Below are 24,739 nucleotides of genomic sequence, written 5' to 3'. Positions count from 1 at the left end.
GCGGGGTCGCCGTACCAAGCGACTGCGGGTCAGCCACGCCTTCCACTCACCCCTGATGAAGCCGGTCCTGGACGACTTCGCCGCCTTGGCCGACGGCATCGCCTACCGCACGCCGACCGTGCCCGCCGTCAGTACCGTCACGGGGCAGGCGCTGCGGGACGGCGACTGGACCACCGCGCGCTACTGGGCGGACCAGATCGTCAAGCCCGTGCGCTTCCACGACGCCCTCACCACCGTCACCGCCGGTCAAGGGGCGGGCCGGCTCCTGGAGATCGGCCCGGACCCGGTGCTCAGCGCACAGGCGCCCGCCGGGACCGCCGTCGCCGTGAGCGTGTTGCGTCGCGACCGGGCGGAGGTCGCCGCGCTGCTCACCGCCCTCGCCGAGGTCTTCGTCCACGGCACGGACGTCGACTGGGGCGCCGTGTTCACCGGGACCGGCGCGCGCCGGGTCGACCTGCCGACGTACGCCTTCCGGCGCCGGCGTTACTGGCTGCCCGACCGTGCGGGCGAGAACGGCGCGATGAGCTTCCTCGGTATCCCCCAGGCCCCGGGCGAACTCACCACGTCCGACGAGCCACTGCCCGCTCCCCACGAGCCGTCATCTCCCTTCGCACCGGCCAACCGTCTCCGGTCCCTGCCCCCGGCCGAGCGCGAGAGCGCCGTCCTGGAGCTCGTCGTCGCCCAGGTGGCCCAGGTCCTCGGGCACACCGACACCGGTGAGGTCGGCGTCACGCAGCGGTTCCTCGAACTGGGCTTCACCTCCCTGTCGCTGGCCGACCTCCGCAACCGCGTCGGACGTGCCTGTGGAGTCGAACTGCCGACGTCCGCCCTCTACGAGCACGCCACACCGCAGGCCCTGGCCGCCCACGTCAGTGGGGAACTGGCCGACAGGGAGAGGCAGTCGGCCGTACCCACCGACTCCGTGACCGCGCTGGTGCGGTACGCCTTCGAGCGGGAGCAGTACGACAAGGGACTGGACGTGCTGCACATGGCGGCCGCGATGCGGCCAGGGTTCGGCCTTCCCGACTCGTCGCATGACACGCCGCCCGGCGAGGCGACCCACCCGGACGCCCGCGCCGGCGCGACCGCCCCCGCCCTCCGGCCCGTCCGGCTCGCCACCGGTACCGAGGGCGAGGCACTGCTGTGCCTGCCGTCGCTGGTCGCACCCGTCACCGCCTACCAGTACTCCCGGTTCGCCGCCGCCCTGCACGGCAGCCGTGACGTCTGGGTGCTGCCCGCGCCGGGCTACGCGGTCGGCGAGGCGCTGCCCGACAGCCCCGAGGCTGCCGCCGCCCGGCAGGCGGAGGCCGTCCTCGCCGCCTTCGGGGACAAGCCGCTCACCCTCGTGGGCTACTCCTCCGGCGGCTGGCAGGCCCACCTCCTGGCCGCCGCACTGGCCGAGGCGGGCGCACCGCCGCGTGCCCTGGTGCTGCTCGACTCGCCGGAGACGCCCGACGAGAACCTCGCGCTCGCCATGGTCGCCACCTCCTTCCGGCTCATGCGGGACTTCCCCGACGTCCCCGTCGACGCCGACCAGCTCACCGCGACCGCCCACTACGGCCGCCTGTTCGACGGGTGGCGGCCCGCGCCCGCCGCCGAGGCGCCACGGACCCTGTTCGTGGCCGCCGCCGAACACGACCCCGCCCTGCTCCTGGGCTCGGACCGGCCCACCTGGCCGCTGTCGCACGAGGCGCTGGAGGTGCCCGGCACCCACGTCAGTCTGCTGGACGGCGACGCCGACACCACGGCGCACGCCGTACACGCCTGGCTGCTGGAGCGCTGAACACGCCGAGGGCCGCCGCGCGGTGTGCGCGGCGGCCCTGGAACAGGCCCTGGACGTGTTGACGCCGTACGGCGACGGTGGTCAGTCGTCGAGCAGACGGATCGGATCCTCCTGCTCGTACCAGCCGAGGAACGGCGGGCACAGGCCCCAGCCGAGCAGTCGCTGCAACTCCTCGGGGTACTCGCGGACGATCTCCCGCGGTACGGCCAGATACTGGTTCTCCTCCTGGCGCAGGTTGCCGCGCACCAGCGCGAGCGTGAGGCCCGTGCGCGCGTCGTCGGCGAGGTTCGCGCCGCCGCCGTGGAACAGACCGCCCACCCAGATCAGGCAGGACCCCGGATCCATCTCCGCCTGCACCGCCTCCTCCGGGCGCGGCGCGCGCTCCGCCTCCCACAGGTGGCTGCCCGGGTAGACCATCGTGGCGCCGTTCTCCTCGGTGAACTCGCTCATCGCCAGCATGATCTGGACCCGGTTCGTCGGGCCGGGGCTGGGCAGCAGATGCGCGATGTCGTCGCGGTGCGGCGGCTGCGCGGTCTCGCCGGGCCAGATCTGGATCACCTGGGTGATGCTGACCTGGACGTTCGGGGCGAGATCGGTGCGCTGTCGGCCGAACCAGTTCGTCGAGGGGCGCTCGATCAGGTCCCGGGCGGCGCCCAGGTACAACGGGTCGAGCGCGATGCGCTCCATGTGCCGGGAGCGGGCGAACAGCGAGCTGAGCCGTTTGGTGCGCTGGCCGGTGAACGAGCTGTCCCCGTAGCCGACGCCGTCGAGGGCGGGACCGAGGTCGTCCCACAGACCCTTCAAGGTCGTCTCGTCGACGAGGTTCTCCACGATCACACCGCCGTCGCGTTCCAGGACGGCGGTGACGTCGGACACCGGTGCGGTGGCGGGAAGCCGGGTCAGATCTGCGGGCATGCGACATCCTGGTTCTGTTCGGATTGTGTCGGGTTCGGTCGGCGAAGCGGCTCCGTGCGAGGTGCCCGAAGGGCGCGAGTCGCGCGCGGCGGCCGGAGGGTCACCAGCGCACCGGGAGTTCGGCGAGCCCGTACAGCACGCCGTTGTCCTTGTGGCGCAGGTCCTCGACCGCGCAGTCGAGCCGGATGCCGGGCAGTCGCTCGAAGAGGACGCGGTAGGCGAGTTCCATCTCGACGCGTACGAGGTGCTGGCCCAGGCACTTGTGCCGTCCGTGGCCGAAGGCGACATGGCCCTGGGCCGAGCGGCTCGGGTCGAAGGCGTGCGGGCAGGCGAACCTGCCGTCGTCGTAGTTGGCGGCGGCCACCAGCGGTGCCACGCCCTCGCCGGCCCTGATGAGCTGGCCGCCGATCTCCACGTCCGCCACGGCCACCCGCAGGGGCACGAGATCGGCCACGGAGTAGAACCGCAGCAGTTCGTCCACGATGCCCGGGTCACCGATCCACTCCGGACGCGTCATGAGGGGGACCGCGCCCAGGGCGATGTTGTTGGCGGTGGTCTCCTGGCCGGCGATGAGCAGCAGCAGGGCCGCTCCGCCGATCTCCATCGGGGCCAGTTCCCCGGCGGCGAGCATCGTGCTGATGAGGTCGTCACCGGGCCGGTGCCGTTTGATGGTGACCATCCGGCCCAGGTAGCGCAGGAGTTCCGTGGTGGCCTGGTCCCGCTCCTCGTCGGTGGCGGACAGGGTGACCAGGACCGAGATACGGGACTCGAAGAAGGCCCGGTCGGCGTTGGGCACGCCCAGCAGCTCGCAGATCACCAGTGACGGGATGGGTACCGCGTAGTCCGCGACCAGATCGGCCGGGCTGCCCTTGGCGGCCAGCGACTCCACGCAGTCCTCGACGACCTTCTGGATGCGGGGGCGCAACTCCTTCATCCGCCGTGCGGTGAAGTCCTGCATGAGGATCTTCCGGTAGCGGTCGTGCTCGGGCGGGTCGAGGGTGGCGAACCAGCCGGGGATCTGGGTCTGTGCGGGTGGTCCGCCGGTACGGCCCGGGGTGGGGAACCCCTCGTTGCGGGAGTCCGAGCTCAGGTGGGGGTGGAGGAGAGCCTCCCGCACGTCCTCGAACCGGGTCAGCAGCCAGACGCGCTGGCCGCCCGGCATCATCGACCACGCCAGCCCGTCCCGCCCGCGCAACTCGGCGTAGCCAGGCGGGGGGAAGGGCTCGCCGGGCCGGCGGAACGGGAAGTCGACCTGCCGTGCGGCGTCGTCCTTCGAGTCTGTCGCTGTCACGTGCCGTCCCCTCTCACCGGGAGGTGCACCGGGACTTCCGGACCCCGATGTGACACGAAGGATGGGCCGCTCCCGGCGGGCAAATCCCTAGTCCTGGCACGGGAACCGAGGCCCGGGCACGCGGTTCGGGGCTGTGTGCCGCGAACGCTTCCCTACCACCGCACCGGCAGTTCGGCGGGCCCGCCGACGAGCCGCCCGGCACTGGTCACGAGCTGCTCGTGCGGGACCGTCGGCCGCAGCTCCGGCATGTGCCCGAACAGCGCGGTGAACGCCTCGGCCAGTTCGATACGGGCCAGCGAGGCGCCGAGGCAGTGCCAGATGCCGTGCCCGAACGACAGATGCGGGTTGGGCGCACGGCCGGGGTCGAACTCCCCGGCGTGCCCGAAGACGCGCTCGTCGTGATTGGCCAGCGCGAAGTCCAGCAGCACCAGGTCGCCGGCCCGGACGGTGACCCCGGCGACATCGATGTCGGCGGCGGCGTAGCGGGGCAGGACGGAGCCGGACTGCTTGCCGTTGCGCAGGACTTCCTCCACGAGCCCGGCCATCGCCTCCGGGGCGTCGAGCGCCGTCCGCAGCCGCTCCGGGTGGCGGGTGAGCAGTGCGACGCCCAGGGTGATGAAGCTCGCCACGCTCTCCAGGCCCGCCATCAGCAGGGTCGCGGCGAGTGCGGCGGCCTGCTCGGTGGGGACGCCGGCGGTGACGAGCCGGGTCAGGACATCGTCCCGCGGAGCGGTCCGTTTGGCCTCGGCGAGCGCGCCGAACAGGGCGAACAGCGGACCCGGGCCCGGTGCGGCCTCGCCGTCCCTCCCGACCCGGCCGATGTCGGTGAGGAGCTGTGTGGCGCGCTCCCGCTCCTCGGCCGGCACGCCGATCAGCTCGTGCAGGATGCTCAGCGAGTACGGCAGCGCGAAGTGCCGGTGCAGGTCGGCGGGTTGCTCACGGCCGGCGAAGCCCGCGGCGATCACCTGCGCGGTGGCGGCCACGCGCGGTCTCAGCTCCTGCATACGGCGTGCCGCGAACTGCGGGCCGAGCAGGGCACGGGACCGGTGGTGCATCTCCCGGGCCGTGCCGGCGTCGTCGATGATCAGCATCTCCACGAGGGGACTGTCGACGTACTTGGGCGCGGTGGCGGGGGTGGGATGGAAGCGGCCCAGCCGCTCGTCGTGGAGGAGTGCCTTCGTCTCGGCGTGCCGGGTGACGAGCCAGGCCTCGTCACCGGCCGGTGTCCGCACGCGGCGGACGGGTGCCTCGTCCCGCAGCGCCCGCAGCGGGCTGGGGGCGAACACGGGGCGCGAGTCGGTGTCGAGCACGGGTAACTCCGGTGTGTGCGGCATGGGTCAGAGCCTGCCGTCCCGGCACTGACCTTTTCCCGAGAGTTGGACGCCGGCCCGCCATGCCACTCATGTGTAGTGCGCCACACTCACATGTGAAACCCGCTCATCTTCCGCCTCTCGGCCGCCCACTGAACCGGACCGGCTGACTCCGAGTCGACCCCCTGACCGGCGGCGGGACGCCAGAGGCCGGTCGCGCGTTGGCGACGGTGAAAGTGTGAACGTGGCTTGGGGGGTGTGCGACCGCATCGCGTGCGGGCGAGCAACAGCCCTGCTCGTGCGTATGATCGGGCGAGAAATGGGTCGTTCGATTCGTCTATTCCGCCAACTGCTGTGTGTGGCGGGCCAATACAGGAGACGCGGTGGCTTCAACCTCCGGCCTGAAGGCGGAAGACGAGCCCACGCTCGTCGGTCGAGACCTCGAACTCGCCCTGATCCGTGAGCACCTTCACGGTACGGGGGAAGGACGCGCTGTCCTGCTGCGCGGACCCGCCGGTATCGGCAAGACCCGGCTGATGCACGCCCTCACCGAACCGGACGCGGACACCCGCGTCCTCACCGTCAAATGCCAGGAGAGCGGCGGCGCCGCCTACGAGGCCGTGCGCGGGCTGTTCGCGCCGCTCGGCCTCACCGACGGGGACCCGGCGCGACATCCGCTGCTGGGGCCTGTGCCCGAACAGGCAACGTCCGCCCGGTCACTGGCCGGAAGTGCCGCGCTGGCGGGCAGCGCGGCGCTCGCTCTGCCCGCCCTCACGACGGACGGCGACCCCGACGGCCGGCCCGCCGACATGTACGGCGTCATGCACGGCCTGTACTGGCTCACCGCCTCGCTCGCCGCCGAGCGCCCCCTCGTCCTCGCCGTCGACGACCTCCAGTGGTGCGACGAGGCGTCGCTGCGCTGGCTCGGCTTCCTGCTGCGACGGGCCGAGGGACTGCCGGTCGCCCTGCTCCTCACCCTGCGCACCGAGGTCGAGCCCGCGCGCCCCGACGTGCTGGACGAGATGGCCGACGCCGCCTCCTGCCTCACCGTCGACGTCGAGCCGCTCACCGACGAGGCCGTACGCGACATGCTCGCCGCGTCCCTCGCCGTCACGCCCGACGCCTCCGCCGTGGCACGCTGCGTGGAGCTCACCGGCGGTAACCCGTTCCTGATCCAGCTCCTCGTCCGCGAGCTGAGACGCCGCTCCCCGGACGCCGCACTCGACGCCGACGCGTTGCGCGACGGCCTCGGGCACGGCACCGTGGCCCGCTTCCACCTCGACCGGCTCACCCCCGAACGGCTCGCCGTGGCCAAGGCGCTCGCGGTCCTGGAGTCCGAGGACATCGAACCCGTCGCCGCCCTCGCCGGCACCACGCCCGGCCCCGCCGCAAGCGCCGTCGACGCCCTGCGCGCCGCCGGACTGCTGCGCCCCGACTCCCTCGCCTACCGCCACGACCTCATGCGCCAGGCCGTCCTGGACGCGACGCCGGCCGAGGAACGCCTCGCACTGCGCGAACGCGCCGCGCGCCTGCTCAACGACTCCGGGCGCCCCAGCGACCAGGTCGCCGTCCAGCTGATGCATCTGCCCGAGGTGCCCGAGCCCTGGATGGTCACCGTCCTGCGGTCCGCCGCCCTCGGCGCCGAGCAGCGCGGCGCCCCCGCCACCGCGGGCCAGTACCTCTCCCGCGCCCTGCGGTACGACCTCGACGACATCGAGCTGCTGTCCGCCTCCGCCCGCGTCCTCGCCCACTCCGACCACCCCACCGCGCTCAGCCGGCTGGAACACGCGCTGTCCCTCGCCACCGACCCGCGCCTGCGCTGCCGTCTCGTCCTCCAGTACGTCATCACCTCCCTCGGCGTGCAGAACTCGCTGCGCGCCTTCGAGTTGGTCGGCGAGACCCTGCCCATGGTCGAGTCCGAACTCGGCGACACCCCGGACGAACAGGCACTGCGCACCCTCGTGGAAGCGATGGCGCTGGTCTCCGGGCTCGACGAGAAGTCCACCGTGCGCCGCGTCAGCGAACGGTTCCGCGAACACACCCTGCCGCCCGGCGAGACCGCCGAGGAGCGTCTGCTGCTCGGCATGCTGTGCGCGCTCGGCACCTTGGAGGGCCGCCCCGCCGCCGAACTGGTCCCGGCCGCCCAGCGGGTCCTGCGGGTCGGGGACGTCTCCCTGGGCGGCTGGGGTGCCCTGGGCGCCAGCCTCACCCTCTACCTCGCCGACGAGATCAAGCCCGTGGAGTTCGTGCTCACGACCCTCCTCGAACACGCCCAGAAGCGCGGCCAGGCCTGGAACAGCGCCCTCGCCTCCACCACCCGCGCCCAGGTGCACCTGTGGGCCGGCAACACCGCGCAGGCGCTGGCGGACGCCCAGTTCGCCTTCGATCTCGTCCACCGCGATCTGCATGTGAAGAGCGCCGTGGGCCCGCACTGCACCCTCGCGGACGTCCTGGTCCTGCGGGGCGACGCCCGCCGCGCCGAGGAACTGCTCGACCTGGTGCGCCGGCCCCGCCTGGACGAGTTCGCACTGGAGTCGCACACCTACATGATGAGCCGGGCCCGCGCCCGTGCCGCGCTCGGTGACCTGGAGGGAGCGCTCGGCCATCTCGTGCGGTGCGGCGACAGCCTCGCCGAGGCGGGCATCGGCAGCCCCGTGCTGGCGCCCTGGTGGTACGACGCCACGCAGGTTCTCGCCGACCTCGGCCGGTACGGCGAGGGACGGGACGTCGTCGACCGGGTGGCGCCGGCGGTGCGGCGCTGGGGCACGCCCCGGGCCGAGGGCATGCTCGCCGTCGCACGCGGTGTGCTCACGCCCGGCGACACCGGCATCGACGAACTGACCGAGGCCGCCCGTCTCCTCGACGGCAGCCCCGGCCGCCTGGAACAGGCCCGCGCCGAGTATCTGCTCGGCCGGCGGCTGCTGGAGCGCGGTGACTCCGAGGGCGCGCGTGAACGGCTGCGCCGCGCCATCGACATCGCCGTGCTGTGCGGCGACCGGCAACTCCTCGACCAGGCCGTGCCCGCCCTCGGCGCGGCCGGCGGACGGCTGCGGCGCGGCACCGAGTCACCGACCGACGCGCTGAGCGGCAGCGAACGGCAGGTCGCCGAGCGCGCCGCCGCGGGAGCCACCAACCGGGAGATCGCCGAAGCCCTGTTCCTCACCCAGCGCACCGTGGAGTTCCACCTCACGAGCGTCTACCGCAAGCTCGGCATCCGGGGGCGGGGCGAACTCGCGAACGTCCTCGCCGCCGAGCGCGGAGACGTCGGCTGAGGCGGCCGCAGGGCAGAGGTCATCCGTGGAACGGGTAGCGGTCGTGCTCGAACCGGTCGCGACGGTGCCCCGTGGCGCCGGAAGTTTAGGGTTTTGCGGGTGGCAGCCCGCGTTCAATGGGCGGCGACGGCGGGCCCGTTGCCGCCGCCGCACCGACGAAAGCTCTGGAAAGGGACGCCCATGTCGCGTATCGCCGACGACGCCACCACGGCGTGGATCCGCCGCTACCACCCCTCCGCCGGCAGCGCCGTACGGCTGGTCTGCTTTGCGCACGCGGGCGGTTCGGCCAGCTTCTTCCACCCGGTGTCGGTGCGCTTCGCCCCGGAGGTCGACGTGGTCGCGCTCCAGTACCCGGGACGTCAGGACCGGCGCACCGAGCCATGTGTCGAGGACATCGGCAAGCTCGCGGACCTGCTGTGCGAGGAGATCCGCGAGCTCACCGAGAAGCCCACGGTGTTCTTCGGCCACAGCATGGGCGCCGTCCTGGCTTTCGAGACGGCGCTGCGGCTGGAGGAACTCGGCGCCAATCCGCCACACGCCGTCATCGCCTCGGGCCGGCGCGCCCCCTCCTCCCACCGGGACGAGCAGGTCCACCAGCAGGACGACGCGGGCGTGATCAGCGAGCTGCGGCTCCTCAACGGCACCGACGCGGCCGTGTTCGGCAACGACGAGCTGCTGCGGATGGCGCTGCCCGCGATCCGGGGCGACTACCGCGCCATCGAGACCTACACCTGCCCGCCCGGCCGCCGGATGCGCGGTGCGCTGACGGTCCTCACCGGCGACGCCGACCCGCGCACCACACTGGCGGAGGCCGAGGCTTGGCGCGACCACACCGAAGGCGCCTTCCGTATGCGGGTCTTCACCGGCGGCCACTTCTTCCTCACCGGTCACCTGAACGAGGTGTACGCCGAGATCCTCACAGAGCTCGACGCCGCCCGTGCGGCCGGGTCCTGACAAGCGCTGGGCCCCGCCGACGACAACGGCGGGGCCTTCGAAGCAAGGAGGAGGTCGCGGTCAGTCGGACACGAATTCCGGGCGTACCCGCGGTGGCCACTGACCGACGGCGAAGACACCGAGGGAATAGCTCTTCGATATCAGCGCCGGCCGGTTGGTCACCTTCATCTTCCGCAGCAGCGAGGAAACGTGGTACTCCACTCCGCCGCGGCTGAGGAAGAGTTTCGTGGCGAGTTGGACCGTCGACTCACCTGATGCCACTCCCTCCAGAATGCGGGCGTGCATCGGGCTGAAGAGTTTCCGCCGTGCATTGGCGATCTGCGGACCGGTCTCGGACTGCTCCGGGTCGACCAGCACCAGAATGCGGTCCACCCGGCCGACACCGCTCCGAACGGCGATTCCGGTCATCTCGCCGCGGAATACGGCGTCCTTCGCGCCCAGCGCTACCAAGTGGTCGGCGAACCGGGGACTCTGACCGTCCGCCAAGCGGATCAACTCATTCTTCAGCTTACCCTGCACACTGGGGTGCAGGAGTTCACAGAAGTCCGTTCCCGCGCCCTGCCCGGGATTCAGGTCGAATTGACGGGCGAATGACCGGTTGGCCTCCATTATCCGGAATTCCAGATCAAGATTCGCGATGCAGACGAGCGACTGCTCGAAAAGCGCTAAATAATTGTCGTGATACGGTTCCGGAGACCAGTTCCGTGGTGCGTCGGGGAGAATCTCTGGGGAGTCTAGGCCGGCGTTCTTCATGGGGGTGGGCCACTCTCTCTCAGCGCTCATGACCAGTGGTGCATCCCGCGACGGGGAGTGTTCCTGCACCCATGACATTGCCATCGAATGAAAATACATGTCAAGACAATCAGGGTTCGCAAGGCCCTATTCATCGCTAAGACTGCGGTGCCCACCGACGGTGGTTCGGTGCGGATTGCGGTCCCGTATGCGGGCGTTTTTTGAGTACCGTTCAGTAACCAGCGAACCCGGTGGCCTTGCGTTCCCTGGACGCCGTGAACACAAAGAACAAAATTCCGCGCAGGGCGGCCGCATGGTGTAATGCAGTGCTGGCATGCTAGCGGGTCCCGTTCATTCCCATCGCGTGGGACAGTTGTTCCCGGCCGGTAATGCAGAATTTGCGGTAGGAGCTCGTGAGGTGTCTTTCCACGGCCCGTAGACTCGTTTCGAGTTCCTCCGCGATCTCCCTATTGCTCAGACCGCGTGCCGCGCGTTCCGCCACTCTCGTCTCGGCTGGAGTGAGCCCGGCCGAGAGCGCCCGCGCCGAGCGTGCGGGGGTACCGGTCCCGGGGTCGGCCGGCGCGTTGACCAATTCGGCGGCCAGTCGACGGCCGCGTCGGAAGAGCCGATCGCCGTCCGGGACGGATTCCCGTTGCAGACGTCTGCCCAATTCCGTGAGGGCATGGGCCAACTCCAGTCGGCTGCCCTCCGTTTCGACGATGTCGACGGCCTGCCGCAGCAACTCGATGCCCGGCGGGCCCTCGGTGACGACGCCGAGCAGACGCAGCGCCCGGCTCAGCGTGGTCGGCGCGCCCCAGGCCAGGGCGCGTTCGTGATGGGTCCGGGCGGCAGCGAGGGCCTCGGCGGTCCGGCCCGCGCGGTGGTGGATCAGGGCGGCCCGCACCTGCCAGCGCGCGAACGCCGGATTCACCCACCCGGCGCGTTCCAGGACGCGTCCGCAGTCCAGGTAGTGCGCGAGCGCCACCTGCGGATTCCCGCGGTTCTCCGCGAGTATCCCGTTCAGCGCGCCGAACAGGGTGAACATCCGCAGGTCGGCGGGCGGTTCGACGGGTTCAAGGAGCCGCGCGGCGAGTTCGGCGTCGCCCACTTCGAGCGCGACGGGCCCCAGGACGAGGGTGGCGTGCACCCTGTCCCTGGGCGTCTCGCCCTCGGCCAGCCCGACGGCGCGCACGCCGCACTCCCGGGCCGCACCGACCTCGCCCCGCGCCAGCAGCGCGAGACTGTGCACCGCCTCGACCCGGGACAGCGTCGCGCGGTTGCCCTCCTGCGAGGCGTACAGGCGCGCCGCGTCCAGCCAGGACGCGGCGAAGTGCGGGCTGTCCGTGCAGTAGAGCACCGGAGGCAGCAGTTCGAACGCCGGACCGGTCAGGGCGGTGTGCGCCGGCTCCTCCTCCAGGACCTGCCGGGCCATCCGGGCCACCGTGCGGTGGTCGGCCTGCCCGCCCATGGCGGCCGCGAACACGAGAACGGTGCGCAGTTCGCGTTCGGCCGCCGAGGCGCCGTAGCGCTGCTCACCGAGGTCGAGCAGCCGGCGCGTCGCCGACGTCACCAGACCGGGGTCCTCCAGTCCGGCGTACCGGGCCCGGGCCTCCAGCCGCATCGCGAGGTACTCGCCGTGCCGGTCGCCCTCCCCCGGAGTCCCGAGACCGGCGGCGGTCTCCCGGACGAGCGCGGCGACCTCGGGATCGCTGCGCACGATGTCCATCGGGGTGCTGGAGACGACCTCGGCACGGCGCCGCAGCCGCGGCATGAGCCGGGCGGCCTGCACCAAGTGGCGGCCCGCTACCGGCGACTTGAGGTCCAGCTCGGTGACCCCGAGTTCGTACAGCAACTCGGCGCGGACATGGCTGGCGGCGGGTACGTCGACGAGGGCACGGCCGAGATAGCGCACGGCCGTCTCCGGCGCCCCCCGGCGGCGGGCGGCCGCGGCCGCCGCGCGCAACTGGTGGATCTCCCACGGGTCGCCGATCCGGTCGACGTGCAGCAGCGGCGCCGCGACCTCCTCCGGTCCGGCGCCGCACGCGTCGAGCACGGCGGACGCCTGCCGATGGCGCAGGGAGCTCTCCTCGTCCCCCATGGTCTGGAGGACGACGGCGCAGGCCGCGCGTGTGTGGGCGGCCTCGCCTTGTCCGGCCGTGGGCGGCCACGCGTGCGTGAGGACCTCACGGGCGTACGCGCACTGCCGGCGGGTCAGCCCCGCGAGCTTGGCGACGGTGTCGTCCGTGGCCTGGTCGGCGAGCACGGCGGTGGCCTTGAGGAAGGCGTCGAGGACGGGTTCGCGCCGCAGCAGCGACAGCAGCCGCTCGCGATGCAGCGACTCGCCCAGCCCGCGCAGACGCTGCGTGTGCCAGTGAGGTGCGCCGAGCCGCCGGAGTCGCGCCCGGTCGCACAGCACCCGCAGATCCTTGGGCCGGCCCCCGGTGACATCGTGACAGGTCCGGCGGAACTCGTCGGGACAGCCGTCCCCGAAGTGCCGGGCCACCAGCGCGGCCGTGCCCCGGCGGGACAGGCCGCGGGCCCGGACGCGGTGGGTGGCGGCCGCGGAGATCTCACCGACGAGCGGGTCGCGGGTGCCGAGGCCGTCCTTGCGGACCACGGCCAGCAGCATGTGCAGGCCGTCGAGGCGCGCCGCGAGATGGGCCAGCGCCTCCAGGGAGTCGTCGTCGACCCAGCCCAGGTCGTCGACGGCGAGTACCACGGTCCGCTCGGCACTGAGGCCGGCGAACAGGATGTGCAGCCAGTGGAGCGTGTCGGCACGCACGGCGGCGCCCGCCTCGCCGCCCGGCCCCGAGTGGCCCGGGTCGGCGGAGGTGGGCGACACGGCGGTGAGCAGGGGAGCGGGCAGGTCGCGCTCGGCGACCAGCGGAAGCACGAGCCGGCGCAGCACACCGAAGGGGACGCCGCGCTCGGCGGGGATGCCGCCGGAGCGCAGGACCAGGGCGCCGGTCGCCGTAGCCCGCTCGGCCAGCCGGTTCAGCAGGGCCGTGGTGCCGGTGCCGGTGCCGCCCTCGACGACGACGAGGACGCCGCTGCCCGTTCGGGCCTCGGTGACCGCCTCGTTGAGTACGGCCAGCTCCTGCTCGCGCTCCAGCAGCATGGATCAGCCGTCCTCCTGCCGGGCTCGCAGATGGGCGACGAGGGCGGCGCGCCCCTTCACACCGAGCTTGCGGTAGGTGTGCGTCAGCCGCAGTTCGACCGTGCGGGTGGCCAGGCCCAGTTGGCGGGCGATCTCACGGTTGGCCAGCCCGGCCAGGACGAGGGCGGCCACGTCGCGCTCGGACGGCGTGAGCGGGTCCGGCTCCGGGGCGGTCCCGTCGGGCGTCGCCGTAAGGCTGTCCTGGGCGGACCGGGAGGATGGTGAGGACGGTGCGGGCTGGGCGGACCGGTCGGTCCCGGCGGCCGCCCAGGGCACCTCGACGCCGTTGCGCGCCAGTGCCTCGTGGGTGCGGGCGCGCAACGCGGTGAACGCGCTCAGCGTCCCCCAGCGCTCGGCGACATCGCGCTCCTGGACGAGCAGGTCGTCCGCGGTGGCGGGCGCGCCGAGGTGATGGTGGGCGACGGCCGCGGCGCTGCGCCACGGTATGAGCATGGGATTGCGCCAGCGCTTGGCCCGCAGCATGCGCCCGCACTCCTCAAGCAGCAGCAGAGCACGGGCGGCATCCCGGTCGATGAGGGCGAGTTCGGCGCGGGCGTACAGCAGGAACGCCGTGGTGACGCTGTGGCCCTCGGGCCGGCTCCGGGCGCGTTCCGAGGCGTGCCCGGCCTCCTCCACGCGGCCGCAGCGGATCAGCGCGAGGATCTCGGCGGCGGCGAGCCGGGGGGCGAGGAGGCTGTGCCACGACGCGGGCGGCAGGGCCCGCGTGGCGGCGGTCAGCTCGTGCAGGGCCTCCTCGCCGTGACCGAGACGTATCTGTGCCTCGGCACGGCTGAGCAGGGCCTGGGCGGCTGCCGCGAGGGCGTCGGAGCGGCGGGCGTCCGAGGCGACGGCGTCCAGGCGGTCGAGGCCGGCGGGCACGTCGTCGGCGCACAGCAGGGCCCGGGCCGCAGCTATGCGGCACATGAACGGCGCGGATTCGGGCTCGTCGAGCGCCGTGCGGGCGAGTTCGAGAACCCGGGTCCGGTCGTCGCCGCGGGTGGCGAGGGTCCAGGCGAGGACGGCGGACTGGGCGGGGTGCCCGGGCCGGTCGGAGTGGATGGGGAGCGGGGCGACGAGCGGCAGGCCGCCCTTCTCCTTGTGGGCGAGGCGACCGAGGGCGCGCAGCGGACGCAGCTCCTCGTCGGGGATCTTGGTCAGGGCCCGCTGGTGCACGTCGGCGATCACCCAGCGCGCGGTCTCGGCGTCGCCGCGGCTGAGCAGCAGATCGGCGGCGGTGAGTACGTCCGGCCAGGTCTCGCGGCTGAGGTGGCGCAGCATCACCTGGCGCAGCCGGCCGTCCGCGGCCTGCGGGGCGGTGACGGCCTCGGCGGCGGCCAGGCGGATCAGGCGCCGGGCCCGCTCCGCCTCGGTCACCGGCTCGCCCAGCGAGTGCCGCAGTGACGCGGTCGTGAGGTCGGCCGCGTGCCGCGGGCGCGAGGAGGCGGCCGGGTCAGAGGCCGTCCATGAGCGCACGAGTGAGGTGACGTCGCCGAGCAGTTCGGCGACGGTGCCGACGCGCGCGCCCTCCTGGCCGTGCAGCGACGTGGCGCGACGGTGCAGCCGGTCGCGCTCGGGTCCGGTCATGCCCGCCAGGACGTCGTCGGCGAACCAGGGGTGGCGCAGCCGGGGGATGTCGGTGTCGGCGAACAGCCCGCAGGCCCTCAGGCCGTCCCAGGCGTCGGCGAAGGCGGTGGCGTCGAGGCCGGCGAGGGCCGCGAGCCGGGCCGGCTCCAACTGGTGCCCGCCGACGGCCGTGGCCCGCAGCAGGGCCACGACGTTCTCGGGCAGGCCGTGCAGGGTGGTGAGGGCGCGGGTCGACCAGGCGGTGCGGGCGGCGGCGATGAGCTGCGGTACGGCGTCGGTGTCCAGGGGGCGGCCGAGCGCGGTGATCCGGTCGGCGACGGCGTGCAGGACGGCGGGGGACCAGCCGGCGACCCCGGCCGCCGTGAGCACGGATCCCTGCACGGGGTGGCCGACGCGGGCCTCGACCACGCCGCGGGCCTCGGCGGCGGTGAGCGCGTCGAGGCGCAGGGTGTGCACCGGGCACGGCGCCGCGGGCTGGGCGCCCGCCGCGGCCAGGACCTGACGGACCGGCACGGGGGAGGTGACGAGGGCGAGGACGGCGCCCTGCCGGGCGCGGTGGATCAGGTCGACCAGCCGGCGCAGGGAATGGGCGTCGGCGAGATGGAGGTCGTCCACGGCCAGCAGCACGGGTCTGCCGGCGGACAGCGTCAGGAGCGTGTCGCACATGCGGGCCACGGTGTCCGTGGGTCTGCTGGTGGGGCCGATGCCGGAGGCGAGGGCACCGATCCGGGAGGGCCGGCACAACGTGCCCAGCAGCTGGGTGATGGCGCCGTACGGGAGCTGGGACTCGCGGGGTGAACAGCGGGCGACACCGACGACGAGACCCGAGGCACGGGCCCGGTCGACGGCCCATTCGAGGACGGCGCTGCGGCCGGAGCCCACGGGGCCGGTGACGACAGCGATGTCGGAGACACCGCCCTCCAGCCGTCGCACGAACCCGTCGAGGGTGTCGAGCACGGCCTGCCGGCCGACGAGTTGAGCGGGGACGAACGCGGGGGTGGCGGTCATGGGCGCCCCTGGGGGGTGGTCGCGGCGCGCACCTGGTGGGGGGCGGTGGGGGGCCGGTCGGCGGGCCGCGGACGGTTTCGCATGCGCACCTCTCGTCTGATGACAGCCGGTGACCTGCTCTTCCTTCGAATCGGAGATTAGCGAGCCGCGCACCGCCATTACAGGTTACTCGGGGGATCCCTGAGCTTTTTTTGAGGTTACTGAGGAATCAACGCGCGTTGATAAGTGGACGGCACCTGGCAAGAGCGCGTGGGTTGAATGCCGCAGCAGGTCGCTCGGGCGTTCCCGCCCGTCAAGGGCCTGATCAGAGTGGGCACTTGGTTCCGTCCCAACACCGACGAGTCATCTCCGAGAAACGGGCCGGTAACTCGGGTTGAAGAATTTGATTCCCGCTTCGGGGACATAGCTGGTTTTCATCTATACCCAGCTGAGTAAAAACGAATCCCGCCGGCTCAGGAAACGATTCCTGACGGCCTTTCAGTTCACTTCCTTTGGCTTCGATTTGTCAGCGAGTTTCGTTTGCTGAGCGGTGCGGACTGTTCGCCCGTAATGTCCTCGGCGGTCGGAGGAAGGGTGAGGCGGCTCAGGGGCTCCAGAAGAACGAGACATGGACGCCGTCGAAGGGCCGCTCGGCGAGGTCCTGGTACGGGACCACCCGGTGGAGGGTGGCGCCCTCACGTCCTTGGAGATCGACGTCCCACTGCGCGAGCAGCGCCCAGTTCTCGGAGGCGGGCAGTTCCTCGGTTGTGAGGGCTCGATGACGCCGTTCTCGACCAGGGCCCCCGAGGCCGCGTGCCTGCGGCCCCTTACGCGCCGACTGGTCACCGTCGAGTTGAGCGCTTCGGTTGCCGAATCCGTCAACTGAAGCGCCAAGTCACGGCAGGGCGCTTCCCCTACAACTCGGGTACTACACAAGCTCGTTGTGTCATTCCCAGTGTGGAGGGGAGGTGCAGCCCGGCGAGGGATCCCCTGCGTGGCCGGTTCCTGAAAGATCTTTCGTGTCCGAACAGGAGACCGGAAGGATCGCAATCGTGCGCAAACGACGTCTCGCGCCCCTCTTGGCCGTGAGTGTCACGGCAACGCTGGCCCCCGCGCTCGCCACCTCGACGGCCACCGCCGCTCCGGCCGCCGCCCCGTCGACCGCCTCCTCGTCCGCCGCCACGGGTGCGCTGGACTGGTATGTGCAGCAGAAGCCGCGGTGGAAGCGGTGCCAAGCCGACACTCCGGCTGAGTTCGAGTGCGCCACGATCAAGGTCCCGCTGGACTACCGGGTGCCCGGGGGCAAGCGGATCGACTTGGCCATATCCCGGATCAAGAGCACCGCCCCCGACAAGCGGCACGGTGTCCTGTTCTCCAACCCCGGCGGCCCCGGGGGACAGGGGCTCTACATGCCGCTGGGGATGCAGGAGCAGCTCCCCGAGGCCGTACAGCAGGAGTACGACCTCATCGGCTTCGACCCGCGCGGTGTGGGACAGAGCAGCCCGGTTTCCTGCGATCTGGAGCCGGAGGAGGAGAACTGGCTGCGGCCGTACAAGGAGGAGACGTTCGGCAAGGACGTCGCCTGGGCACGCGACGTCGCGAACAAGTGCAAGGAGAAAGCGGGCGACACGCTCCCGCACATCACCACGCGCAACACCGCGCGCGACATGGATCTGCTCCGGGCGATCCTCGGCGAGAAGAAGATCTCGTACGTGGGTTACTCGTACGGCACCTACCTGGGCGCCGTCTACACCCAGCTCTTCCCGGGCCGGGCCGAACGGTTCGTGCTGGACAGCGCGGTCGATCCCGCGCGTGCCTGGCGAGGGATGATCCAGTGGTGGGCGGAGGGCGCCGAGCCCGCGTTCGACCGGTGGACCGAGTGGGCCGCCGAGCGTTCGGAGGAGTACGGCCTCGGTGATACCCCGAAGCAGGTCGAGCGGACGTTCTGGGACCTGGTCGCGCAGGCCGACGAGAAGCCCATCGAGGTGGACGGGCAGCCGACCACCGGTGATGACATCCGCAGCGGTATGCGCGGGCGGTCTTCAGCCCGAAGTACGCCACCGAGGCGTTCGTGGAACTGAAGAAGGCCGCGGCCGGCGAGCCCGCCTCCGCGAAGAAGCTCGCGCCGTTCGCCGGAACCGGGGGCACCGGAACAGCGGGGGCCGCCGCCGATGCCGCCGAGGTGCCGTCCGACAACATGATGGCGGTCTTCTGGGCCGTGGTGTGCGGCGACAACTCGGCCGCGTGGTCCGGCGACCCTGAGACCTACCGGCGGGACGCCATCGAGGACAAGGGCCGTTACCCGCTCTACGGTGACTTCGCGTCCAGCATCAAACCCTGTGCCTTCTGGGACAAGTCCGTGGAACCGGCAACCGAGGTGAACAACAGGGTCGGCTCCCTGGTCGTCCAGAACGAGTGGGACTCGCAGACTCCGCTGCCCAGCGGTCAGGCCCTGCACGCCGACCTGAAGGGCTCGAAAATGGTCACCGTCCTCGGCGGCGAGGGCCATGGCGTCTACCCGAGCGGCAACGCGTGCACGGACGGCACGGTCACCGACTACCTGCTCACCGGAAGGCTCCCGGCGAAGGACGTGACCTGCGAGGCGACGGCCGACTCGAACGCGGAGGCACGCAAGAACCAGAAGCGGGACGTGCTCCCCGGGTCTCCGCTCCCGGAGCGTGCCCCGGACCGCTTCTGAGCCCGGTCGCACGGCCCATTGCCGAATGACCCAGTGAAGGGGCGGGACCTCCTGGCGGGGTCCCGCCCCCGTCCGGCAAGGCGGCGGTTACGGCCGGGGCTTGGCCGCGAACACCCACCGGTTGCCCTCCAGCGCGTCGTTCGGCTCGGGCAGCGGGCCGCGTCCGTGCCGGCGGGTGAAGTCGAAGGGGGTGTGAACCGATGTGGACCAGCCCCTGTCCGCCAGATCGCGTGCGGAGTCGGGCCGCGCTTCCTTGTCGAACAACTGGAGCAGGTCGATGCCGATGTGGTGCTTCGTCGCGGTGTAGAGCGGGCTGTCGCGGTAGTCCAGCAAGTCCTTTTCGAGCTTGACCTCGAATGCCAGCGCGCTTCCCCCCGTGCTCAGCCGGTGCACCGCGTCGATGAGATGCGTCTCGGCGGCGCTGGGCAGGTAGAACAGCAACCCCTCGGCCAGCCAGACGCTCGGTGCGGCCGTGTCGAAGCCGGCGTCGGTCAGCGCTGTGACCCAGTCGGCGCGTAAATCGATCGGCACCGGTACGCGCGCCGTCTTCGGGGCGGCCGGCAGGGCCCCGAGCACGTTGTGCTTGAACTCCAGCACGCCCTCCCTGTCGATCTCGAAGATCACGCAGTCGGAAGGCCAGTCCAGTCGGAACGCTCGCGCGTCCAACCCCGCCCCGAGCAGCACCACTTGGCGGGCGCCCGCCTGCACGGACCGGAGAAGAAAGTCGTCGAGGACCCTCGTCCGCAGACCGAAGTACCGCGCGAACCGCCCCCACAAGGGGTTCTCGTCCCCGTCCGGAACCTGTTCCATGCGGACCGGCCAGCCCGCGGACGCCGGTGCGGCGCGCATGAAGTGCTCCGCATAGACGTCCTGTGCCAGGCTGTCGTGGCGGTGGGTCTCGATCGCCCGTGCGGCGGCGACCAGGAGAGCGGTCAGGCCGACCCCTCCGTCCACGCCGTCCACACCCGTGTTCCCCTGCGCCGTGCCGATCATGTGTGTCCTCCGTTGCGAGAGTAGAGACCCCGAGGCGGTCACCCGGAATACCCGCTTGAGCTTGCGGCGGCGCACGCCTCGCTCATCGGCTTCCCCTCCGGAACCAGGACGGGTTTGACCACGCGGCCCGCGTCGCAGTGGGCTTCGGCCTCGTTGATGTCGGCGAGCGGGTACGTGCGGATCAGCTGGTCGAAAGGGAACCGCCCGGCCTGCCACAGTCCGGTCAGCCGCGGAATCAGCACTCCTGGCACCGCGTCCCCTTCGCAGATGTGGGAGATCCTCCGGCCCCGGTCCAGCGTCCCCGGTTCGAGCGGCAGCGCGGTGTGGAGCCGTGCCACCAGGCCGAGGTGGCCGGTCGGGCGCAGTGCCCGGAGCGCGTCGTTGATCAGCCGCGCGGAGCCCGTGGTGTCCAGCGCGTACTGGGTGCCGCCGTCGGTCAGCCGCTGAATACGGTCGGGCAGGCCGGCCGATGCGGCGGGCAGCGGGATCGCACCGAACCGCTCGGCCAAGGCCAGCCGTTGGGGGTACCGGTCGACGGCCACGGTCACCGCCCCGGAGGCGGTGGCCGCCATCACCGCGGCCAGGCCCACCGCTCCCGCACCGAAGACCGCGAGGGTGGCACCAGGGCCGACACCGAAGACGTTCAGGACCGCTCCCGCGCCGGTGAGGAAGCCACAGCCGAGCGGGCCGAGCAGTTCGATGGGCAGTGACGGATCGACCCGGACGGCGTTGCGAGCCGGGACCAGCGCGTACTCGGCGAACGACGACTGGCCGAACCACCGGGGGGCCAGTGCGCCCCCGGCCGTGGTTCCGTGCGGTTTCCTCATCATTCCTGCGGCCTGTGGGCACCGGTAGAGCGCGCGGAGTCCTCAAGGGGCGCCGCTTGCCCACCCAGCACGCCGTGCGCGCCGGTCAGAACCAGCCATGTGCCGGGGGCCGCCGTCCACGAGTACACGCCTGGGCCCTGACCGGCACGGATGAGGCATTCGGCAGGCGCAGGGTCAGGACTTCCACCGGACGGGCAGCTGACGAGGGCCGCGGATGAGCATGCCCTGGCGCCAGGTCAGGGCGGCCGGGTGGGCGTCGAGGGCGAGGTCGGGGCAGCGCTCCAGCAGGGCACCGATCGCGATCCGTGCCTCCATGCGGGCGAGCGGCGCGCCGAGGCAGTAGTGGATGCCGTGGCCGAAGGCGACATGGCCGTGGGCCGGCCGCCGGATGTCGAAGCGGCCGGGGTCGGGGAAGCGTGCCGGGTCGTGGTTCGCGTCCGCCAGGGCCACGAGGACCAGCTCACCACTGCCGGGGATGACCGTGTTGCCGATCTCGACCGGCTCGGTGGTGAATCGGAACGTCGGCGTCTCCACCGGCCCGTCGTAGCGCAGCATCTCCTCCACCGCGTTGTCCATGAGCGTCATGTCCTCGCGCAGCGCGGCGAGTTGGTCCGGATGGGTCAGAAGGGCCAACACGCCGTTGGAGATCAGATTGACCGTGGTCTCATGCCCCGCGACCAGCAGCAGCCAGGCGGTACCGCGCAGTTCGTCCGCAGACAGCCGGTCGCCGTCCTCGTCGGTGGTGCGAATCAGGGCGCTCATCAGGTCCTGGCCCGGGACCAGACGCTTGCGCTCCAGCAACTCGGTGAGATACGTCGCCACCTCACCCGTCGCCGCCAGCCGCGCCCCCGGGTCGGGGTCGGTGAGGATCGTGCCGGTCCAGGCGCGGAACGCGGCCCGGTCGAGCATCGGCACGCCGAGCAGCTCGCAGATCACCGAGATCGGCAGCGGGAACGACAGTGCCTCGACCAGTTCGGCCCGCCCTTCCGGAAGCGCCACCATCGCGTCGATCAACTCGTCGGTGATCTGCCGCACGCGCGGCGCGAGTTGCTCGATCCGGCGCGGGGTGAACTCACGGACGACCAGCTTACGAAGCCGCTCATGGTCCGGCGGGTCGGAGTTGAGCATGTGCGGGCCCGCAGAGGGACTGGGGATGGGAAAGGAGGGCGAGGCGTTCTTCCACTGTTTGGACAACCGCGGATCCACGAGCGCGGCCCGGCCGGCCTCGTACCCGACGACGAGCCAGGCCTCCGCACCCTCCGGAATCCGCACCTTGTGCACGGGTCCGCGCTCCCGCAGCGCGGCGTAAACCGGATACGGATCGCGGACGAAGTCCTCGCCCATCGCTACCAGATCGATCACGTCGCCTGCCGCCATCGCCTGCCCCCCGTCTCCCGGTTCACCCGACGCTAGCAGCGGGCGGCGCCTCGGCGAAGGACGCATCCAGACGCATCCAGAGATCCGGGGGTGCGGCAAGGCGCGGCTGAAGCGCTGGTGTGCCTGTGGCGGTCGGGCGCGGGCGCCCTCACGACCGCAGCGCGCTGACCAGGGGATTCAAGATTCCCCCAAGGTCTATGGCAGGTCGCCCGAGCACATTGAAGGCAGTTCCAACCGGGTGGACGCATCGACAGGGTGTGTCCGAACCGGCTCAATTCGACGTTCAGTGAGCTCAGCAGACAGGAGTGCTTTCGTGCGTATGCGCAAGGTCTTCGTGAGCGCGGGGATCGGAGCCGCGCTCGTCCTGGGCGGCGCCATCGTTCCCGCCGCAGCCGCACCGTCGCCATCGTCGGCATCGCAGTCCGATGTCACCGCGATGAGCTGGTACGACACAGAGGAGCGGTTCAACCGCCTCGCCCCCTGCGACACCCGCGGCCAGTGGTGGTACGACACCTATTGGAACGTTTACGACTGGCAGTGCCGCTGGAACTCCGCCAACAGGAACTACCAGCTCTGGGTCGACCTGGTCTGACACGGCCGCGCCGCACAGGCAGCCCATGCACGTCATCCACCAACTCGGCAGAAAAGGAGCCACTTTCGTGCGTACTCGCATGGCCTTGGTGAGCGCGGGGATCGGAGCCGCGCTCGTCCTGGGCGGCACAACCGTTCCAGCCGCAGCCGCAGCCGCAGCCGCACCATCGTCATCCTCGGTATCGCGGTCCGATGTCGCCGCGATCGGCTGGGAGGACACAGGTGAGCGGTTCAACCGGCTCGCCCCCTGCGACACCCGCGGCCAGTGGTATTACGACAACCACTGGAACGCCTGGGACTGGGAATGTCGCTGGAACTCCGCCAACAGGAACTATCAGCTCTGGGTCTGGTACCTCTGAGCCCTCGGTCTTGCTGGGGCTGCGGCCCGCGAACACACCAAGTGTCCGCGGGCCGCAGCCGTTCAACCGGGCAAGCGCCGGGCCGCACCCCCGGAGCCTTGCTCCCGGAGCGATCCAACCCCCATCGAAAATCATTTCGTCAGGCGTTCTAAGTGCGCCCCATTTTGGGGATCTGTATGCTTTGCGAATCTGTATGCTCAGCACCTGGACCGCCTGCCTGTACGTCATCTGCCGGCCGCTTCGGACGCCGCGGGGCATACCCCGCGGAGGGAAGGTGATTCCTTGCCCGCGAAGACCCTGCACTCCTGGTTCACCGACAGTGTCCGCCGAGACCCCGACCAGGACGCGCTAATTGTCTCCGGGCAACGGCTGAGCTACGGTCAACTGGACGCCGTCTCAAGGGAGCTGGCCGCACGTGTGACCGCGGCAACCGGACCGCGGCCGGCCCGGGTCGGACTGCTCGCCGCGGGCAGCGTGGCCGCCTACGCCGGCTACCTCGGCGTGCTGCGCGGCGGTGGCACCGTGGTCCCATTGAGCGAGGACTACCCGGCCGCCAGGAACCGCCAGATCCTCGAACTCGCCCAGCTGGACGTGGTGCTGGCCGACGAAGGCAAGGACGCCTCGCTCGCGGACGGCACCGGAGTGCCGGTGATCACTGTCGGCGAGGATGATGTGCGGCGGGCCCTGCGGACCGCTCCCGCCGCTCCGGCCGATGACGCGCTCGACCCGGAGGGGGTCGCGTACATCCTCTTCACGTCGGGCTCCACCGGTGTCCCGAAGGGAGTGCCGATCCGGCACCGGAACCTGGACGCCTTCCTCCGCTTCCACTTGGCCCGGTACCGGATTGGGCCCGGCTGCCGGATGTCCCAGACCTTCGGTCTGACCTTCGACCCGTCGGTCTTCGACATGTTCGTCGCCTGGGGCGGCGGGGCGACGCTGGTGGTGCCCTCACGCGGCGAACTGGTCGACCCGGTCGGCTTTGTGAACGACCACGCCCTGACCCACTGGTACTCGGTGCCCTCGATCGTCTCCATGGTGCGCAACACCGGCTCTCTCGCCCCCGGCAGCCTGCCGACGCTGCGCCGCAGCCTCTTCGCCGGCGAGCAGTTGACGCTGGAACAGGCGCAGGTCTGGTCGGCCGCTGCCCCGGGGAGCACGGTGGAGAACCTGTATGGGCCCACAGAGCTCGCCGTCACGGTGACGGCCTACCGGCTCCCGGCCGACCACTCCGCGTGGCCGAAGACCTCCAACGCCACGGTCCCGATCGGCCGCGTCTACCCGCACCTCGACCACCGGATCGATCCGCACACCGGCGAGTTGCAGGTCCGTGGACCGCAGCGGTTCGGCGGCTATCTCGATCCGGCGGACAACGAGGGACGCTTTCACGAACCCGGACCGAACCCCGATCCGACTCCCAGCACCCAGGCGTGGTACCGGACCGGCGACCGAGTGGCGGTCGAGGACGGCGAACTCGTGCACCTCGGCCGGCTCGATCAGCAAGTCAAGATCATGGGCCGACGGCTTGAGCTGGGCGACGTGGAGTCCGCGATCCGCCAGTGGGGCGGCATCGACGACGTGGTGGTCATCGCCGCGCCGGGTCCGGGCGGCGAACAGTGGCTCACCGCGGTCTACAGCGGCATCCCGGCAGCACCCGCCGATCTCCGCGACCGACTGCGCCCCCATCTGCCCATACATATGCTCCCGACCCGATTCGTGCACCTCGACGCCCTGCCGCTCAACGCGAACGGCAAGGTGGACCGCCAGGCGTGCGGCGGGCTCTGACCACCCGATCGAAGCACCCGATCGGAATCGGGGGGCAACTGATTACTCTGCCGCCGAGTCGACAACAGCCGGACCTCAGGTGCGCGTTGCACGTTGTGCCTTGCACGCTGCACGCTGCACGGAGAGA

At 71.4% G+C, this 24,739-nt stretch carries 15 protein-coding genes and 2 pseudogenes; 8 read left to right on the top strand and 9 right to left on the bottom strand.

Annotated elements, in window-relative coordinates; all coding sequences use genetic code 11:
• A partial coding sequence (locus tag IE262_RS37115; protein WP_189879968.1) for an alpha/beta fold hydrolase occupies positions 1–1,783 on the top strand: 1,783 nt, incomplete at its 5' end.
• Positions 1,784–1,864: 81 nt separating this feature from the next.
• Here IE262_RS37115 and IE262_RS37110 read toward each other — a convergent pair.
• The 3 genes from IE262_RS37110 to IE262_RS37100 form a co-directional block, all read right to left on the bottom strand.
• A complete protein-coding gene (locus IE262_RS37110) occupies positions 1,865–2,698 on the bottom strand; it encodes a phytanoyl-CoA dioxygenase family protein (RefSeq protein ID WP_189879966.1) in 834 nt (277 codons plus the stop codon).
• 100 nt (positions 2,699–2,798) lie between these two features.
• Entirely contained in the window at positions 2,799–3,989 is a 1,191-nt protein-coding gene (locus tag IE262_RS37105; protein WP_229877912.1) for a cytochrome P450, read from the bottom strand.
• 152 nt (positions 3,990–4,141) lie between these two features.
• On the bottom strand, positions 4,142–5,323 hold the full coding sequence (locus tag IE262_RS37100) for a cytochrome P450 (protein ID WP_134039681.1): 1,182 nt from the start codon (positions 5,321–5,323) through the stop codon (positions 4,142–4,144).
• Between the two features lie 359 nt (positions 5,324–5,682).
• Here IE262_RS37100 and IE262_RS37095 point away from each other — a divergent pair, with 359 nt between their 5' ends.
• Both IE262_RS37095 and IE262_RS37090 read left to right on the top strand, forming a co-directional pair.
• Entirely contained in the window at positions 5,683–8,571 is a 2,889-nt protein-coding gene (locus IE262_RS37095; RefSeq protein ID WP_189879964.1) for an ATP-binding protein, read from the top strand.
• Positions 8,572–8,751: 180 nt separating this feature from the next.
• Positions 8,752–9,525 (top strand): thioesterase II family protein, encoded by a 774-nt coding sequence (locus IE262_RS37090; RefSeq protein ID WP_134039683.1) that lies wholly within the window; start codon positions 8,752–8,754, stop codon positions 9,523–9,525.
• A 60-nt stretch (positions 9,526–9,585) separates the two neighbouring features.
• Here IE262_RS37090 and IE262_RS37085 read toward each other — a convergent pair whose 3' ends face one another.
• The 3 genes from IE262_RS37085 to IE262_RS37075 form a co-directional block, all read right to left on the bottom strand.
• Entirely contained in the window at positions 9,586–10,278 is a 693-nt protein-coding gene (locus IE262_RS37085) for a LuxR C-terminal-related transcriptional regulator (protein WP_134039684.1), read from the bottom strand.
• Between the two features lie 316 nt (positions 10,279–10,594).
• Positions 10,595–13,375 carry an AAA family ATPase gene (locus tag IE262_RS37080; RefSeq protein WP_189879962.1) on the bottom strand — a complete coding sequence of 927 codons (2,781 nt, stop codon included), beginning with the start codon at positions 13,373–13,375 and terminating at the stop codon, positions 10,595–10,597.
• Positions 13,376–13,378: 3 nt separating this feature from the next.
• Positions 13,379–16,006 carry an AAA family ATPase gene (locus IE262_RS37075; protein WP_189879960.1) on the bottom strand — a complete coding sequence of 876 codons (2,628 nt, stop codon included), beginning with the start codon at positions 16,004–16,006 and terminating at the stop codon, positions 13,379–13,381.
• Between the two features lie 607 nt (positions 16,007–16,613).
• Between IE262_RS37075 and IE262_RS37070 the strand changes: the two genes are divergently transcribed.
• Positions 16,614–16,871 carry a hypothetical protein gene (locus tag IE262_RS37070; protein ID WP_134039687.1) on the top strand — a complete coding sequence of 86 codons (258 nt, stop codon included), beginning with the start codon at positions 16,614–16,616 and terminating at the stop codon, positions 16,869–16,871.
• A gap of 166 nt (positions 16,872–17,037) precedes the next feature.
• Positions 17,038–18,683 (top strand): annotated as a pseudogene (locus tag IE262_RS37065) (alpha/beta hydrolase).
• Positions 18,684–18,770: 87 nt separating this feature from the next.
• On the opposite strand, the gene IE262_RS37060 reads toward IE262_RS37065, so the two are convergent.
• From IE262_RS37060 to IE262_RS37050, 3 genes and pseudogenes are all read right to left on the bottom strand, one after another.
• Positions 18,771–19,676, bottom strand: a complete 906-nt coding sequence (locus IE262_RS37060) for a class I SAM-dependent methyltransferase (RefSeq protein WP_189879958.1) — start codon at positions 19,674–19,676, stop codon at positions 18,771–18,773.
• 38 nt (positions 19,677–19,714) lie between these two features.
• A pseudogene (locus IE262_RS37055) lies at positions 19,715–20,476 on the bottom strand (zinc-binding dehydrogenase); the annotation flags it as partial.
• A gap of 201 nt (positions 20,477–20,677) precedes the next feature.
• Positions 20,678–21,880, bottom strand: a complete 1,203-nt coding sequence (locus IE262_RS37050; RefSeq protein ID WP_189879955.1) for a cytochrome P450 family protein — start codon at positions 21,878–21,880, stop codon at positions 20,678–20,680.
• 313 nt (positions 21,881–22,193) lie between these two features.
• On the opposite strand from IE262_RS37050, the gene IE262_RS37045 reads away from it, so the two are divergent.
• The 3 genes from IE262_RS37045 (at position 22,194) to IE262_RS37035 (ending at position 24,612) form a co-directional block, all read left to right on the top strand.
• Positions 22,194–22,472, top strand: coding sequence for a hypothetical protein (locus IE262_RS37045; RefSeq protein ID WP_189879953.1), 279 nt, complete (start codon positions 22,194–22,196; stop codon positions 22,470–22,472).
• 67 nt (positions 22,473–22,539) lie between these two features.
• Positions 22,540–22,830: a hypothetical protein gene (locus IE262_RS37040; protein WP_189879951.1), complete on the top strand. Its 291-nt coding sequence runs from the start codon at positions 22,540–22,542 to the stop codon at positions 22,828–22,830.
• A 282-nt stretch (positions 22,831–23,112) separates the two neighbouring features.
• The gene (locus IE262_RS37035; protein WP_189879949.1) at positions 23,113–24,612 is read left to right on the top strand and encodes an AMP-binding protein; all 1,500 of its coding nucleotides are present in this window, start codon (positions 23,113–23,115) and stop codon (positions 24,610–24,612) included.
• Positions 24,613–24,739 lie beyond the last annotated feature (127 nt).

It is taken from the genome of Streptomyces bluensis (assembly GCF_014650715.1).
GTDB lineage: Bacteria > Actinomycetota > Actinomycetes > Streptomycetales > Streptomycetaceae > Streptomyces > Streptomyces bluensis.
Note: the sequence above shows the minus strand (reverse complement) of the source record. Positions and strands in the feature narration are given on the sequence as shown.